A 15,921-nucleotide genomic window follows, 5' to 3' on the forward strand; every position below is an offset into this window, starting at 1 on the left:
GATCGCGATGACCTTCGTACTCGATCATCATGTATCGCCTGACTTCGAGAGCCTACTCACTTTGGAAGAATTGAGCAGCAACGAGTTTCGCGGCTACTGCCATGCCGGGCATCCGAGGAGGGCGTTCGGCGGGCAGGTGGCAGCTCAGGCGCTGACCGCCGCGGGCAGTACCGTTCCAGCAGAGAATCTTGCGCACTCGCTGCACGGTTATTTCCTCAGCGCGGGCGATCCCACCAAACCGATCGTCTACGAGGTGGAGCGACTCCGAGACGGGCGATCGTATCGCTCCCGTCGAGTCACTGCGAGACAAGATGGCGAACCGATCTTCACGTTGTCGGCCTCCTTCAAACTGCCCGAAGGCGGCGCGGATCGGCAGTTGGAGATGCCCGAAGTGCCGCCACCCGAGGAACTTCCGGATCCGTACGAGCACTGGGCGCAAGAGCGGCCTGAGGAGTACCACGCCGCGACAACAGTGCGAGTGATGTCCCTGCGCTTCGTTCCGCAGGATCGGATATCGGACCACCGTGCAGTACAGGGACTTTCAGAGCAGACGGTGTGGCTCAAACCCGCTCAGGCCTTGCCCGACAATCCGTTGCTTCACGTCTGCGCCCTCACGTACGGCTCTGACATGACATTGGCGTCGACAGCGTCATTGGACATCCAACCGCATCGCTCGATGCTCAAGGGTCAATCCAGGGCGATCGTGACTTCCCTCGATCACGCTGTGTGGTTCCATCGACCCTTCCGTGCTGACGACTGGATGCTCTTCTCTCAGAGCAGCCCATCGTCCTGTGACGGTCGGGGGCTGTCGAGTGGGCACTTCTGGAGTAGGCAAGGAGATTTGGTAGCCACTGTCGTTCAAGAGTCGCTGGTCCGCCGGATCGACTAGAAGATTCATTCCATCCATACCGAACAGCTGGAGGTTCTACTCATGACGCTCGCCTGGCCGACCGATATGCCTCGATGCCTCGACTATCCGACGGTGGGGATCGACGCAGTTCTGGCAGGAGCTGCTCGCGCCTACCCTGACCGAATTGCGCTGCAAGACGGCGATCTTGCACTAACCTTCGCCGAGTTACACGACCAAGCACGACGAGCGGCCGGGGGATTGCGTGCACTGGGAGTACAACCGGGAGACGTCGTGGCGCTCCATATGCAGAACAACCTGTGGTATGTCGTGGCGTACTACGGGGTGCTGTGCGCGGGTGCTGCTGTGGCGCCGGTCAATCCGACTCTCCCGCCCGCCGGTCTCCACGATCAGTTGGATGATGTGAAGGCGCGGATGGTCATCTCGCATCCCGAATCCGTCGGCATCGTTCTGGCGGCGGATACACAGTGTGTCGATGAAGTGGTGTGTGTATCCACGACACCCTCAGCGCCGGCGACTGAAACGGCTCTGCCGGAGCGAGTCCTTGCATTCGACGATTTACTGCAAGCGCAACCGTTGGCGTCGTACCGCGTGGATCCGGAACTCGTCGCTCATCTGCAGCTGACCGGTGGTACGACCGGACGCTCCAAAGCTGTTCGCGTACTGAATCGTAACCTCGTTTCGAATGTGATCCAGATGGCGTCCTGGCGATCCGGGCTACTCACCGAACTCGACGAACTCGGTGGGCTTCGAATGCAGTCGGCCGCGGATCGGGGTCCGCATGCGCTGGTCCCGGGCGAAGGCGTCAACATCGCAGTGGCGCCACTCTTTCACGGTCTGGGCTTGGTCGGACAGAACGTCAGCACACTGCTCGGTTCGACCGTTGTCTTCACCGGGCGCTTCGATCCGGACCGGATGTTGGCAGACATCGAGCGCCTCGGCGTCACGCACATCACCGGCTCGCCCGCGATGTACTACGCGTTGTTGGCGAGCAGCAAGATCGGAGCGCACGATTTGTCCTCCGTGCGTGCGATCAATTCCGGTGCAGCCCCGTTCGACACGACTTCGCTGCGGAGCCTGCAATCGATTTTCGGCAATGCCTGGGTCACAGAGGGCTACGGCTTGAGCGAAGCGACGATGGGCCTGACCGGTGCGCCTTTGAACAGTCTTGTCGCGACGCCGCCGGACAGCGTCGGCGTCGCGATCTTCGACACCGAACTCGAGATCCGAGACGAGAATTCGGCGGTCCTCGAGCCCGGCGAGGTCGGTGAGGTCTGGGCTCGCGGGCCGCAGATCACCGACGGGTACCAGAATCAGCCGGAACTGACTGCGGTTCAGTTCCGCGGTGGTTGGCTCGCGACCGGCGACATGGGGCGACTGGACGAGGCGGGGCACCTTTTCCTGGTGGGGCGGTCGAAGGACATGATCATCTACAAGGGCTACAACGTCTATCCGCAGCCGCTCGAAGAGATTCTGTGTTCGCACCCCGCTGTTGCGCAGGCGGCCGTCGTCGGCGAAACGGTGCCGGTGGTCGGCGAGCGTGTGACGGCCTTCGTTCAATTGAACCGCGACTTCGCGTCCGAATCTGCGTCGGACTTGCAATTGCTGGAACGGGAATTGACGGACTACGTGGCTGCGAAGGTGGCCCCGTACCAGAAGGTGCGTTCGATCAGGTTCGTCGAGCGGCTACCCGTCACCGCAACGGGAAAGATACAGAAGAACGAGCTGCGGAAAAGTCTCGCCGCCGACGCAATCTAGGACGATCGTCCAGTTAACTCTGACGATTCCATCCTGCCGCGGGGTGATTTCTGCGAGAGTGTCGAACATGCGAGCAATCCTGGTAGCCGGTATGAGTGCGTTCGTGGCGGTCGTCTCGGCGCCCTCTGCCGGCGCCGAAACGACTACGAACCAAGTGCGCTCGTTTTCCGAGACCACGTCAGTCGGGGTCCACAATTCCTACGAGAAGGCGACGTTTCCGTACTTCGCCGACGCTTTGGATTCCGGGGCGTCGTTGCTCGAGCTGGACCTGTGGACCAACGTGGGCGGTCCGGACTGGCGTGTGTCGCACATGAATCCGGTGGCGAGCGAGAGCAACTGCGTCGGCGCTCAGGACGCATCCGGGTTGCGAAGCGGTCTACGAGATCAGGGATTCCGTGGATGCCTGGCAGATATGCGGGCGTGGCACGAGGCCAATCCCGAGCACCCGCCGGTGATGATCAAGTTGGAAATCAAGGACGGGTTCACTGCCGGGTACGGACGTGGGCCCGCGGATCTCGACGCCCTGATTCTCGGGACACTCGGAGACGCGGTTTTCACGCCGGCCGATCTGATGGGGGACTCCTACTCCACCCCGGATGCCGCCGTCACCGACCGTGGATGGCCGAGCACCTCCGAAATGGCCGGGAAATTTCTGTTCGAGCTGATACCGGGAACGATCGAGGAGGGAAATCCTCTCGATACGGAGTGGACGGACCGGCAGTATGCGACGCACCTGCGAGATCTGTCCTCCGCCGGGATCGTCGAACTCGGCGCCGCCTTTCCCGCTGTTCACCGTGCATCACCGGGAGACCCACGTCTCGACCGCTATACCGACCCGGGGATCCGTCCGTGGTTCGTGATTTTCGACGGCGACGCTCTCGACTACACCGCCGGAGTCGTGGATCCGAGTTGGTACCACGATCGCGGCTACCTGCTCGTCATGACCGACGCGCACAAGGTCGCTCCGCAGATCGACGGAACCCATGCCACCGAAACCGAGGCGAGCGAGCGTCTCGACCTGTTGGCCGGGCAACACGCAAGTTACATCACCGCGGACTGGTCGAGGTTGCCGAACGTACTGTCCACCGTGGTGCCGCGTCGGTGATTTTCGAATGGCCGGATCGTGAAGAGCGAGATCTGACGGGCGGCAATTCTCAGGAACAGGGTGCAGGATGGGTTCATGCGCACTGTCACGTGGAATCCCGAAGTCTACGGCCGCTATTCGGGTGAGCGGTCACGCCCGTTCGTGGACCTGGTGTCACGGGTGGCCACCGAAGACCCGACGCGGGTAGCCGACCTCGGCTGCGGATCAGGCACCCTGACCGCGATGCTCGGGGAAAGATGGCCGGACGCCTCGGTATCCGGATTCGACTCGTCTCCCGAAATGGTCGCGCAGGCCCCTACAGACCTACCGGGAAACGTCACCGTCGAGTTGGGGGACATCATGTCCTTCGACGCCACCGGTTACGACGTGGTCGTCAGTAACGCTGCATTGCAGTGGGTTCCGAGCCATCGCGAGCTGATCGACCAGTGGGCGGACACCCTGGAATCCGGATCGTGGCTGGCGTGGCAGGTGCCGGGTAACTTCGATGCTCCGTCCCATGCGCTCATGCGAGATCTCGCGGAATCAGCGGAATGGAGTGAGCGACTGGGTGGCGTCCTACGCGGCCCGGAAGGCGTCGACAGTCCAGTTCAGTACGCGCAGCGTCTCCAAGAACACGGATTCGACGTCGACGCCTGGGAGACGACGTACGTACACGTGCTGGCAGGTGCCGACCCGGTGCTCGGATGGGTACGGGGGACGGGGTTACGGCCCGTGCTCGACGTTCTCGGCGAAGCTGACGCTCCGGAGTTCGAGCGTCAGTATTCCGATCTGCTGCGGGAGGCCTACCCCGCAACAGCCGCCGGAACGCTCTTTCCGTTCCGGCGAGTGTTCTGCGTCGGACGCAAACGGTAACTACTCGGCTGGGTTGCGGTCAGCCGATCACTGCGCCGTGACAAAGCCTTCCGAGACCAGCCAGTCGCGGGCCACGTCCGCCGGCTCCTTGCCGTCGACGTCGACCTGCCGGTTGAGCTCGGTCATCACCTCGTTGGTCAGTCGCTCCGAGATCGGTGCCATGACTTCTGCTACCTGCGGATGTGCTTCCGCGAAGTCCTTTTTCATCACCAGTGCCGGATTGTATTTCGGGAAGAACTGGAGATCGTCGTCGAGCAGAACGAGATCGAGTGCGATGATGCGACCGTCGGTGGTGAACACCTCGCCGAACTTGCACTGATCGCCATCGGCTGTCGCCTGGTAGATGATGCCGGTCTGCAGGATCTGGCGTTGGGCACGAGAGGCGTCGAAACCGTATTTCGCTGCCAGGCCGGGATATCCGTCCTGGCGGACGTTGAACTCGGTCTCGACGCACGTCACCGCAGCTCCGGGATCGGATTCGACCAACTTCGCGTAGTCGGAAACGGTCTTGACACCGGTCTTCTCAGCGGTCTCCTTGCTCATCGCCAATGCATACGTATTGTTCATCGGCGCCGGATCGGTCCACACCATGTCGTTCGCAGCAAGGTCCGCATCGCGGACGGCCTCGAACTGCGCCTGCGAATCGGGAAGCGGTGTCTCGTTGCCGAGGTAGTTGATCCAGCCGGTTCCGGTGTATTCGTACGCAAGATCGATCTGGCCGTTCAACTGTGCGTCACGGGTGCTGTTCGAGCCCTGGATGTTCGTGAGGTCTCGAACATCCGCGCCCGCAGCGGCCATCGCGAATTCGATGACGTACCCGAGCACGATCTGCTCGGTGAAGTCCTTGGAGCCGACGGTCATCTTCACACCCTCGAGCTCCGGAACCGGCTCGATGCTGCCGGGGCCGACGGCCAGGGGCAGTGCGCCACCGGACTCGAGACCACATGAAGCGACAAGTGTGAGGCCGATCGTGGCAACCGCGAGTTTCCAGCCCCACGTTCTGGTGATCGAAGTCTTGGTCATCGCAATCCCTTGGGCCCGAGATAGGTTTCGGCGAGCGCGCCGAGCCAGTCGATCAGCAAGGCCAACGACACCGCCAGTACGGCACCGACAACGAGGGTGACGTTGTCGCGGAGCTTGTATCCGGTGTCGATCAGAATGCCGAGTCCGCCGGCACTGACCAGGAAGCACAGCGTCGCGGTACCGACGGCCAGAACGAGCGAAGTACGCAGTCCTGCAAGGATGTACGGGACGGCCATCGGGAACTCGAGTTGACGTAGGACCGTGAGCGAAGACATTCCCTGCCCGCGCCCCGCATCGATCAAGGTCTTGTCCACTTGCTGGTAGCCGAGGATGGTGTTGCGCAGCACCGGAAGCAACGAATAGAACGCGATGGGAAACACGCCGATCCAGAAGCCGGTCGTTCTTGTCGCGAGATAGAACAGCACGAGCAGGCCGATGGCAGGCGCTGCGGCTCCGATGTTGGCTATTCCCACGAAGAACGGTGCCAGGCGGGTGAATTTCGGCCTGGTCAGCAGGGTTCCGAGTGGAACCGCGATGGCGACGACGATGATGACCACGGCGGCGGTGATCAGTACGTGCTGCCAGGTCAGAGTGACGATGTTGTCGAGGTTGATGCTCGCCTTCTGCGTCGCGTTGAGATCTCGGCTGAATGCCCAGATCAACACGCCCGCAACCAGGATCAGGACGATGACCGGCTGCACATACAGTCGCATCCGTTCCGCACGGCGCGTGGCGGCGTTCTCGGCCGCACCCAGATCGGGGGCGTCCGGTTCCATCTCAGGCGCGGAGACGCGCTCCTCTGTCGTGGCAGTCATGTTCAACCCTCGACGTTCTCGGTGTCTGGCTCTTCGTCGTGGTCGTGCGCATGCTCCTCGCGCATTTCGGAGAGATGGCTGACCAGTGTGTCGATGGTGATGAGACCGACGTACTCGCCACGCCGTCCGGTGACCACGGTGGACGCATTGCTCTCTGCGAGAAGAGCTTCCAACGCATCCTGCAGGGTGGACTGGATGGACACGGCTTCGCCGATCTCGTTACCGACACCTCGAAGAGTCGACGCATGGGCGAGGTGGCCGGGCGAGACCCAGCGAAGCGGCCGTCCGCGCTGATCGAGAATCAGGGCCCACTTCCACTTACGCGCTGCGAGTGCGGTTCTCAAATCATCGACCGAATCGGTTTCGCGGGCGGTGAGGCACTGCTTGAGTTTGATCTGGCGCACGCGTGTCAGGGTCAGCTGCTTGAGCGAGGCGTCCGCCCCGACAAATCCGGCGACCATGTCGTTTGCGGGATTGGCGAGAATCGCTTCCGGAGTGTCGTACTGCATGATGCTGGATTGATTGCCCAGCACGGCAATACGGTCACCGAGTTTGACTGCCTCGTTGAAATCGTGCGTGACGAAGACGATGGTCTTACCCAACTCCGACTGCAGACGCATCAGTTCGTCCTGGAGCAGGCCGCGGGTGATCGGATCGACGGCACCGAAAGGTTCGTCCATCAACAGCACCGGAGGATCGGCAGCCAGCGCCCGCGCCACGCCCACACGCTGTTGCTGCCCACCGGACAATTGGCGAGGGTAGCGGTCGCGATAGGTATCGGGATCGAGGCCTACGAGGTCGAGCATCTCGTCGGTGCGCGCTGCGATACGTTTCTTGTCCCAACCGATCAGACCCGGGACAGTCGCGACGTTCTTCGCAATCGTGAAGTGCGGGAACAAGCCTGCCTGCTGGATCGAGTACCCGATGCCACGGCGGAGCTTGTCCGGGTCGATCGACAGCGCGTCCTTGCCGTCGATGGTGATCTTGCCGGAGGTAGGTTCGATCAGGCGGTTGATCATGCGCATCGTCGTCGTCTTGCCGCAACCCGAAGGTCCGACGAAGACCACGATTTCACCGGCCGGAACAGTCAGCGAAACATTGTCCACCGCTGCAGCTTTCTGGCCCGGGTACCGCTTGGTGACGGACTCCAGGACGATCTCGACCCCGGATACCTTCTGATCTGTGGATACGTCAGACGGAATGGTTTCAGTCATTGCAGCCCCTTCGAAGTAGTGAGACGACCGATGACGACGTAGATTCCGTCGAGAATCAGAGCGAGAATGACGATCAGTACGGTGCCGACCAGCGCTTGCGGAACAGCATTCGGGCTACCGACACGCGAGAGTCCGGAGAAGATCAGGTTTCCCAGACCAGGACCTTTGGCGTACGCCGCGATGGCGAGGATGCCCATGAGCATCTGTGTACTGACCCGCATGCCGGTGAGGATCGACGGCCACGCGATCGGTAGCTCGATTCGACTCAGTACGTGCATGCGATTCATTCCGACACCGCGGGCTGCGTCCGTGATCGCCGGGTTGACTGCATCCAGACCGATGATCGTGTTCCGAATGATCGGGAGCAGGGCATACAAGATCAACGCGGTGATCGTGGGAGCGACGCCGAGACCGAGAATCGGAATGAGCAGTCCGAGGAGGGCGAATGAAGGAACCGTCAGGATCGTGCTGGCCAACGCCGTAGCGATGGAGGATCCCGCCGGGCTCCGGTAGACGAGAATGCCGATGATCACGGCGGCAATCGTCGCGATGATCACGGACTGGATAACTGCTGAAACATGTAGGTACGAGTCGGTCATCAATTGTTGTCGTCGTGCAACGACAAAATCCCATAGGGCGCCCATATTTCCGAACCCACTTTCTTCGGACTTCTGCTCGCTCGAACGTCTTCCCTCGACACCGACCGGCGCACAAGGGCTTTCCCCGCAGCCTCCGTAGGCCGAGGGGTTTCCCTCGACTGTCGTCCAAAAACTGAGATACTGCAACTAATTCCGATTGCAGCGTGTCGGATGTTGTTCTGGACGTGAGATTTTGCGAGACGCGGGTATGTACCCACTGCGGGCAGAGTTGAAACGCGCTGTAGATGGCAAAGCGGGAGAGTTCCGCAGAACTCTCCCGCATTGCTTGATTTGTCCGAATTGTCCTCAGGCCCAGCTGAGCGCATCCTCATCGGAGAGGCGCGGCAGACGATCGAACCAGGGGTTCTCACCGGGATGGCCGATGTTCACCACGAGGATCGTCTTGAAACGTCCGTCTGCGAAGAATTCGCCGTCGATGCCGTCGGCGTCGAACCCGGCCATCGGGCCGGCGACCAGACCCTGTGCGCGAATCGCGAGGATCACATAGCCGGCCTGAAGTGCGGCATTGAACCGACTCGTCGAACTGGCGGCAGCCTCGTCGGATTCGAAGTAGTCCTTCATCTCCGGGCGAATGGGGAACAGGTTGGGGATGTGCTTGTAGAACTCGGTGTCCACCGCCAGAACGGCAACTGCAGGAGCGGCCTCGGTCTTGGCTTTGTTGCCGTCTGCCATGTGCTCGACGAGGCGTGCTTTGCCTTCCTCGGTACGGACGAACAGCACACGTAGCGGATTGGTGTTGGCCGCGGTCGGTGCCCACTTCGCGAGCTCCCAGATCGCAGTCAGTTCGTCGTCGGTCACAGGTTCGTTCGAGAAGGAGTTGGCGGTGCGAGCCGCAGTGAAGAGGAGCTCGCGGCCGGCTTCGTCGAGTTGCTGGGCGGTGAATGGGGTGGCTGCGTCGAGAGACATCGGGGGTTTCCGTTCCGTGGTAGCTCGACCGAGCATCACCCGGTAAAGCTAGTTGCTAGTAAAAAAATAGTGCCTACGGATACGTTAGCACTGTGGTTAGGATGGTGGGGTGGCAAGCAAGAGCGAAGCGGGACACGAGCCCCGCGCATGTGACGGGGCTCTGGCCCGCGCGTTCGGCTTCCTGGGCAAACGGTGGAACGGCGTCATTCTCGGCACGCTGCTGAACGGGCCGGCGGGATTCTCCGAACTCAAGCGCGCGGTGGGCGGGATCAGTGATTCGGTGCTCTCGGAACGCCTGACGGAGTTGGCAGGGGCAGGCCTGGTGACGAGGAGCGTCGATGCAGGTCCGCCCATCGCCGTGGAGTACGAACTCACAGCGTCGGGGCAGGCGCTGCTCCCCGCTCTCAGTGAACTGACAACGTGGGCCGCCGAAAATCTGCCACCCGAGAGTTGCTCGAACTGAGCGCTCGCTAGGACGCCGGCGCCGCGACCGCGTGGGTCGCGCTTCTGTGGGGCGAAATCTCGTAGGAAGCGACGAAACATCTACGCAACGTAGATGCAACGTAACCAAAACTAGTGTTCTGGATCACACAGTGTTCGTGTGGTCGAGAGGCCTTTGGTCACGAATCTGTGGGCAGAACGGGTCCTGGTTCGCTACCGGTGGTGGATGAGGACAAGGTTCCGCGGGTTGAGCACACAGCTCGCGGAACCGCCCAACCACACGCCCCGACGAGGGCACCGGCCGACAGGAGTTCAGGTGTCCGTAGTTGCGGAAGTCTCGGCGATCGATTTCGCGGAGACCGAATTCGATTGGGCGCAGCGATCGACGCTGATTCGTGAAGTCGACCCACTCGTTCCGGGGCCACCATCCTTGGCGATGTGTCTGAGCGAACCGACGCGCGGACTGGTCGACATCGCTTCACTGCTTCTCGCGGCTCCGTGGTTGCTTCGATCGCCGCGTGGGGACGGGCATCCGGTCCTCGTTCTCCCCGGATTGCTGACTTCGGACGTTTCGACTCTCGCCTTGAGGACATACTTGAGCTTTCTCGGATACCGGGTTCACGGTTGGAATCTGGGTCTGAACACCGGTCCGACGGCGACGGTGGTCGACGGACTGCCTGCCGCATTGGCCGAGGTAGCAGATCGATACGAGCAGAAGGTGTCGGTGATCGGCTGGAGTCTGGGCGGTATCTACGCTCGAAAGCTGGCGAGGGACCTGCCGGATTCGGTGCGTCAGGTAGTGACACTCGGAAGTCCTTTCGGTCTCACCAGTCTGGAGCAGACGAGAGTCGGATCTCTCTACGCTCGTTTGTCCGGCAATCACGCGATACTGCCTCCGGTAGACGGCATCGAATCCGAACAGGGATCGCCTATTTCTGTTCCCGCCACGTCGGTCTACTCCAGGCACGACGGTATCGTTCCATGGCAAGCGTGCTGTGAAACCTCGGCAGGCCTGTCGGAAAGCATTGCGGTGCAAGGCAGTCACATGGGGTTGACCCACAACCCGTCGGCGTTGTGGACCGTTGCCGATCGTCTGGCGCAGGACGTCGACAACTGGCAACCTTTTGCGGCTCCGAAACGGCTTCGACGCATGTTTCCCTGCTGAGGTGCGAGGCTGAGGTCCGAGGCCGGGGTGTGGGGGAGAACCCTGAGTCCGACGCGGGGACGGACTCGTACCTGAGGACACACCGCGTCGGAAAAGATGGGTCCATGGCCTGATGCGCACAGGTGGATCGGCAGCGGATAGTGGAGGTCGACGCGGATGAACCGCGAGTTCCGTTGAAAGGAAACAACACATGACCTCCCCGATGAATACCCGCAAGCTCACCCGCGCCCGCTCGGGAGCAATGTTCGGTGGGGTGTGCGCCGGAATCGCTCGGTACTTCGGTTGGAAGTCGTCGACTGTCCGCTTGCTGTTCGTACTCTCGTGCCTGCTGCCCGGCCCGCAGTTTCTGATCTACATCGTGATGTGGATTTTCATTCCTCGTGAGCAGATCTGACCGAACCGCTCAACGGCGGCGGTCTTTCAGGCATTGCTTGGCCTCGTGCAATTCCTCCGAACTCAGTGGAGGAAGGGGCAGTGCGTCACGGTGCAAGCCCTCCGTGCGTAGGCCGTCGAGCATTACCGAGAGGTATCGACGCCACACGGTCGGGTTGACGGGCTGAGCAAATTCGGTGACTGCGCCCACCATGAAGATGAGGCCGAACAGGTCCGTCGGTACGGCGTCGGTGCGCAGCATCCCGGCCTCCTGGGCCCGGTAGAAGATCCTCTCGACCGACGGTTCGATGATGGATCGTTGGCATGCGACTTGCTCGCATCCCTCGTCGGTTCCGTTCAGGACGTCTTTGAGTCCGCGGTTGACCGACATACGGCTGCAGGCGAATTCGGCAAAGGTGACAAGTCCGTCCCACGGATCCGGATTGGCAAGTGACGCGTCCGCGGCCGCTGCCATGTCGGCGAAGTTCTGCTGGAAGACTCCGTCGATCAATTCTTCTTTGCTGGCGAACCGCCGATAGACCGTTCCGACGCCGACCCCCGCGCGCCGGGCGACGTCGTCGAGTGTGACGTCGATCCCTTCTTCGGCGAACAATTCACGTGCGGCGTCGATGATCAACTGCCGATTACGTGCAGCATCGGCGCGAAGGGGGCGCTCCATTGCGGTACTCATGTCCCCACTCTACCCGCCAAGTGGAGACAGCCTCTCCGTTTTCGTGTAGCGTTTTTGCTAACCGGAGAAGCCATCTCCGCATAGGTTGGGCGAGGGACTATGTCAGACATTGCTGAACGGACTGAATTCGAGCAGTCCTCAGCGCCTTCAGGGGACAACCACGCAAAGCGGTGGCTGGTTCTCGCGGTTCTGGGAATTGCGCAGCTGATGGTGGTCTTGGATGCCACCATCGTCAACATCGCGCTGCCTGCTGCGCAGCGCTCACTGGAGTTCGGTGATTCGGACCGCCAGTGGATCATCACGGCATACGCATTGGCGTTCGGCAGTTTGCTGCTACTCGGCGGTCGATTGAGCGACTTGTTCGGGCGCAGGCGAACTTTCATCGTCGGCCTGATCGGCTTCGCAGTCGCTTCCGCCATCGGTGGCGCAGCCGTCAACTTCGAAATGCTTGTTGCCGCTCGTGCCGGCCAAGGCGTATTCGGTGCGCTCCTTGCCCCGGCAGCCCTGTCGCTGCTGTCCGTGACATTCACGGATCCAGGTGAGCGTGCCAAGGCGTTCGGTATCTTCGGTGCCGTTGCCGGTGGTGGTGGCGCCATCGGACTGCTGCTCGGCGGCGCACTCACCGAGTGGGTCGACTGGCGCTGGTGCCTCTTCGTGAATCTCTTCTTCGCGGCGATCGCTCTGGTCGGAGCAGTCCTGTTGCTCGCGCCGCACACCAGTGACTCGCGACCCAAGCTCGACATCCCCGGAACGATCCTGGTGTCGATCAGCTTGTTCAGCATCGTCTTCGGATTCTCGAAGGCCGAGTCGGACGGGTGGAGTGCAACTCCCACTATCTCGTGGCTCGTTGCCGGCGTCGTGTTCATGGCGGCGTTCATCTACTGGCAGACCAAGTCCGAGCACCCACTTCTTCCGCTGCGGGTGGTCCTCGACCGAATCCGGGCGGGCTCGTACCTGGCGATCTTCCTTTCCGGCGCAGGCATGTTCGCAGTCTTCCTGTTCCTGACGTACTACATGCAGCTGATCCTCGGGTACAGCCCGATCATGACCGGCCTCGCATTCATGCCGATGGTGTTCGGAATCGTGACAGCGGCAACGCTTTCGACAGCGGTTTTGCTGCCGCGCGTCGGTCCGCGAGTGCTGATCGTGAGCGGAATGGTCATCGCGGCGATCGGAATGACTCTGCTGGCCCAGATCTCGGTGGACAGCACCTATGCAGTCCACATTCTGCCGGGGCTCGTCGTCACCGGACTCGGCATGGGCAGCATTTTCGCCCCGTCGATGCAGGGAGCAACTTCAGGCGTGCATCACGAAGATGCCGGCGTCGCATCTGCCACGGTCAACACGATGCAGCAGGTGGGCGGCTCGATCGGAACTGCACTGCTCAGCACGATTGCCGCCTCGGCTTCCACCAACTACCTGGTGGGCCGCGAGATGAATCCGCTGACTCAGGCGCAGGCCGCCGTCGAGAGTTACACCACGACGTTCTATTGGGCCGCAGGCATATTCGCGGTCGGTGCGGTCTTGACCGGACTGGTTCTTCGGAGTGGACTGCTTCCGGATTCGCCGGAAGGTGAACCGGTAATCGCCCACTGACAGCAATTTTCGGGGTCGACGCCGCAATGGCGTCGACCCCGAAATCGACTCAGCAGTTCTTCCCGGGCGTTGCCTGAAACCGATGAAGGACGTGATCGAGTTGCTCGGAGGACAGCGCCGGCACGGGCAGTTCCCGATGGTCGGTGCGGGACGCGCAGAGTCCGTCGATCATGAACCCGAGTGCGCGGCGGTAAGCCTGAGGGGCCTCGTCGCCACCGAACTTCTGGGCCATCTTGACGACCTGCATGAGAAGTGGAATGTCGTTGACTTCGAAGTCGCTGCGCAGGGTGCCCTGTTCCTTGGCGCGATTGACAAGTACCGCAGTGTGTCGAGCGATCCCGGCGCGCGCGCGAGCGAAGGTGTCGGACGTGAAGCGTCCGTCCATCAGGAGATCGCCGAATCCGCGGTTGTCTGCCATGCGCAGAGAGATCACGTCGAGAAAGTAGACAAGACCTTCCCAGGCGTCGGGCATCTCTCGGGCGGTGGCGGCGATCGTTTCGATCTCGGAACACCGCGTGTCGAACAGTGCCTGGATCAGTTCGTCCTTGCTGGCGAAGCGGCGATAGACGGTGCCGACGCCGACGCCGGCGTGCTTCGCGACGTCTGCCAGCGTGGCGTCGAGTCCTTGGGCAGCGAACACCTCGCGAGCGGAGTTGAGGATGCGCTCGAGGTTGGCCTTGGCGTCGGACCGAAGGCGCGGCTGTGAGCAGTCGGCCGAGGTCCCCGCATGAGAAGCGTCGGGGTGTGTTGTCGGCATCCTCACAGTCTACGGCACTAAGCGGAATGATCGATTCCGTTAGTGCTATATTACTAAGCGGAACGTGTGGTTCCGATTGTCCGTATGAGAGAAGCCGATATGAGCACGTCTGACATCTGGGTCGGGAGCAATCCGATCTCGATGGTGGGTACGCGGAGTGCAGGTTTCGCGGCAACGAGGCTTCGCGCCCTTGCCGGCGACGGTGCCTTTGCTCAGCTCGTTCGTTTTGCCCTCGTCGGCGGAGCCAGCAACATCTTGTACTTTGCCGCTTTTCTGGCGCTGCGCGGTGACGGAGCGCTGGTCGCCAACGCAGTTGGTGCGGTCTTGAGCACCATTCTGGCCAATGAGCTGCATCGCCGGCTCACCTTCCATGCCGCGGATCGCGTCAACTGGTTCACCGCGCAGTGGGAAGGTGGTGGACTCGCACTGGTCGGGTTGATCGCCAGTTCTGCCGCCATCAGTGCGCTCGGCTTCCTTCTCCCGGGCGCCGACGGGCTTCTTCAAGCCGGGCTTGTGATCGCCGTGAGCGGAATTGTCGGTGGCCTGCGATTCGTCGCCCTTCGCGGTTGGGTGTTCTGAGCGGTTCTGGAATTCGGATCGGACTCGGCTCGTAGGGAACACTGAGACCCATGAGCCTTTCGATAGCCGACTCCGGCATCCGTCTGGCTGTGCTCTGCATCGTCATGGCACTTGTCGCCACGCTCGTCTACCGATTCACCTATCTCGGTAGCGTTCGGGTGGTCCCCGGTGCCCTCGCTCGTGGCGCTCTTCAGTTGGCCGCGATTTCGTTGATCCTTGCCGCCGCCTTGGCCCACATCTGGTCGGCGCTCCTCGTGCTCGTCGGCATGTTCGTTGCAGCGTCTTTCACCGCGGCACGACGCTCGAACGCGGGGACGTCCGGAGTTTGGCTGACCATCGCGTTGGCGTCGGGAATCGGTGTGGTTCTGCCACTGATGCTGTTGTCCGGAGTGGTTCCGCTGCAAGGCGTCGCTCTAGTGCCGATCGGCGGCATTGTTCTGGGTGGCGCGATGACTGCAACATCGATGGCAGCCAAACGCGGACTCGACGCCGTCGACGACCGGTACGGGGAAGTGGAAGCAGCACTGAGCCTTGGATTTTCCCAACGCGATGCGCGGTGGGAGGTAGCCCGCACCGCTGCCTCCGATGCTCTGCTGCCTGGAGTCGACCAGACGCGCACCGTCGGCCTCGTGACATTGCCCGGAGCCTTTGTCGGTGTGTTGCTCGCGACGGGATCGGCCGTTCAGGCCGGTGCTGTGCAAATTCTTGTATTGGCAGGGTTGTTGTTGGCACAAACCTGCTCGGTGGCCGTGGCGTTGGAACTCGTCGCCCGCGGTTTCGTCTTTCGAGGTCAAGCTGTCAGGCCTGCGCGAGTTCGTTGATCTTGTCGCTGCGAAGGACGCGGCCGGGAAGATCGGGGGTGTTTGCCGCGAGGGTGATCATTGCCCTGCCGATGTTTTCACTGGTGGTCACGCTGCTGGGCCACACCCTGCGTAAGAGTGGGTGGAGAGGCGCGGAGATTTGATACGACCGTGTCGATTCGTGAATCGTCCATTTATTCGACCAGCACTCTGTTGCCGACCATCACAACGGAACGGACTGGAGATCATCCGGCCGGAATGGCCAACTGAACGCTTGACCTGCAATTATGAGTCCATTTTGATCCGACTCGCGACTAAAG

Annotated in this window: 17 protein-coding genes; 10 read left to right on the forward strand and 7 right to left on the reverse strand. The window is 61.7% G+C overall.

Annotated elements, in window-relative coordinates; all coding sequences use genetic code 11:
• Nucleotides 1–7: 7 nt before the first annotated feature.
• From G4D79_RS10975 to G4D79_RS10990, 4 genes are all read left to right on the forward strand, one after another.
• A complete protein-coding gene (locus G4D79_RS10975; RefSeq protein ID WP_065455241.1) occupies nt 8–889 on the forward strand; it encodes an acyl-CoA thioesterase II in 882 nt (293 codons plus the stop codon).
• Between the two features lie 42 nt (nt 890–931).
• On the forward strand, nt 932–2,626 hold the full coding sequence (locus tag G4D79_RS10980; RefSeq protein ID WP_065455242.1) for a class I adenylate-forming enzyme family protein: 1,695 nt from the start codon (nt 932–934) through the stop codon (nt 2,624–2,626).
• A gap of 67 nt (nt 2,627–2,693) precedes the next feature.
• Complete coding sequence (locus G4D79_RS10985) at nt 2,694–3,731, forward strand: phosphatidylinositol-specific phospholipase C domain-containing protein (RefSeq protein WP_180279586.1); 1,038 nt, start codon at nt 2,694–2,696, stop codon at nt 3,729–3,731.
• A gap of 75 nt (nt 3,732–3,806) precedes the next feature.
• Complete coding sequence (locus G4D79_RS10990; RefSeq protein ID WP_030535206.1) at nt 3,807–4,583, forward strand: trans-aconitate 2-methyltransferase; 777 nt, start codon at nt 3,807–3,809, stop codon at nt 4,581–4,583.
• 27 nt (nt 4,584–4,610) lie between these two features.
• Here the strand turns inward: G4D79_RS10990 and G4D79_RS10995 are convergent, their stop codons facing one another.
• From G4D79_RS10995 to G4D79_RS11015, 5 genes are all read right to left on the reverse strand, one after another.
• The gene (locus tag G4D79_RS10995; RefSeq protein WP_003939988.1) at nt 4,611–5,606 is read right to left on the reverse strand and encodes a glycine betaine ABC transporter substrate-binding protein; all 996 of its coding nucleotides are present in this window, start codon (nt 5,604–5,606) and stop codon (nt 4,611–4,613) included.
• Nucleotides 5,603–6,421, reverse strand: a complete 819-nt coding sequence (locus G4D79_RS11000) for an ABC transporter permease (protein ID WP_003939758.1) — start codon at nt 6,419–6,421, stop codon at nt 5,603–5,605. Before G4D79_RS11000 ends, G4D79_RS10995 begins: the two co-directional genes overlap by 4 nt.
• 2 nt (nt 6,422–6,423) lie before the next feature.
• The gene (locus tag G4D79_RS11005; RefSeq protein WP_007731456.1) at nt 6,424–7,635 is read right to left on the reverse strand and encodes an ATP-binding cassette domain-containing protein; all 1,212 of its coding nucleotides are present in this window, start codon (nt 7,633–7,635) and stop codon (nt 6,424–6,426) included.
• Nucleotides 7,632–8,279: an ABC transporter permease gene (locus tag G4D79_RS11010; RefSeq protein WP_019745160.1), complete on the reverse strand. Its 648-nt coding sequence runs from the start codon at nt 8,277–8,279 to the stop codon at nt 7,632–7,634. The genes G4D79_RS11005 and G4D79_RS11010 overlap by 4 nt, the downstream gene beginning before the upstream one ends.
• 300 nt (nt 8,280–8,579) lie before the next feature.
• Entirely contained in the window at nt 8,580–9,200 is a 621-nt protein-coding gene (locus tag G4D79_RS11015) for a malonic semialdehyde reductase (protein WP_007731458.1), read from the reverse strand.
• Nucleotides 9,201–9,309: 109 nt separating this feature from the next.
• Between G4D79_RS11015 and G4D79_RS11020 the strand changes: the two genes are divergently transcribed.
• The 3 genes from G4D79_RS11020 to G4D79_RS11030 all read left to right on the forward strand — a co-directional run bounded on the left by G4D79_RS11020 (nt 9,310) and on the right by G4D79_RS11030 (nt 11,200).
• Nucleotides 9,310–9,663 (forward strand): helix-turn-helix domain-containing protein, encoded by a 354-nt coding sequence (locus G4D79_RS11020; RefSeq protein WP_007731459.1) that lies wholly within the window; start codon nt 9,310–9,312, stop codon nt 9,661–9,663.
• Nucleotides 9,664–9,957: 294 nt separating this feature from the next.
• On the forward strand, nt 9,958–10,806 hold the full coding sequence (locus tag G4D79_RS11025) for an alpha/beta fold hydrolase (RefSeq protein ID WP_020970664.1): 849 nt from the start codon (nt 9,958–9,960) through the stop codon (nt 10,804–10,806).
• Between the two features lie 190 nt (nt 10,807–10,996).
• Nucleotides 10,997–11,200, forward strand: coding sequence for a PspC domain-containing protein (locus G4D79_RS11030; protein ID WP_003939828.1), 204 nt, complete (start codon nt 10,997–10,999; stop codon nt 11,198–11,200).
• 9 nt (nt 11,201–11,209) lie between these two features.
• On the opposite strand, the gene G4D79_RS11035 is transcribed toward G4D79_RS11030, so the two are convergent.
• The gene (locus tag G4D79_RS11035; RefSeq protein WP_080712681.1) at nt 11,210–11,869 is read right to left on the reverse strand and encodes a TetR/AcrR family transcriptional regulator; all 660 of its coding nucleotides are present in this window, start codon (nt 11,867–11,869) and stop codon (nt 11,210–11,212) included.
• 99 nt (nt 11,870–11,968) lie between these two features.
• Between G4D79_RS11035 and G4D79_RS11040 the strand changes: the two genes are divergently transcribed.
• A complete protein-coding gene (locus G4D79_RS11040; RefSeq protein ID WP_003940566.1) occupies nt 11,969–13,465 on the forward strand; it encodes an MFS transporter in 1,497 nt (498 codons plus the stop codon).
• A gap of 49 nt (nt 13,466–13,514) precedes the next feature.
• Here G4D79_RS11040 and G4D79_RS11045 read toward each other — a convergent pair whose 3' ends face one another.
• The gene (locus G4D79_RS11045; protein WP_007731468.1) at nt 13,515–14,222 is read right to left on the reverse strand and encodes a TetR/AcrR family transcriptional regulator; all 708 of its coding nucleotides are present in this window, start codon (nt 14,220–14,222) and stop codon (nt 13,515–13,517) included.
• A gap of 141 nt (nt 14,223–14,363) precedes the next feature.
• Here G4D79_RS11045 and G4D79_RS11050 point away from each other — a divergent pair, with 141 nt between their 5' ends.
• A complete protein-coding gene (locus tag G4D79_RS11050) occupies nt 14,364–14,801 on the forward strand; it encodes a GtrA family protein (protein ID WP_020908979.1) in 438 nt (145 codons plus the stop codon).
• A gap of 50 nt (nt 14,802–14,851) precedes the next feature.
• Nucleotides 14,852–15,622 (forward strand): ABC transporter permease, encoded by a 771-nt coding sequence (locus G4D79_RS11055; RefSeq protein ID WP_042452705.1) that lies wholly within the window; start codon nt 14,852–14,854, stop codon nt 15,620–15,622.
• Nucleotides 15,623–15,921 lie beyond the last annotated feature (299 nt).

The organism is Rhodococcus sp. WY5, from assembly GCF_018588185.1.
Taxonomy (GTDB): domain Bacteria; phylum Actinomycetota; class Actinomycetes; order Mycobacteriales; family Mycobacteriaceae; genus Rhodococcus_F; species Rhodococcus_F qingshengii.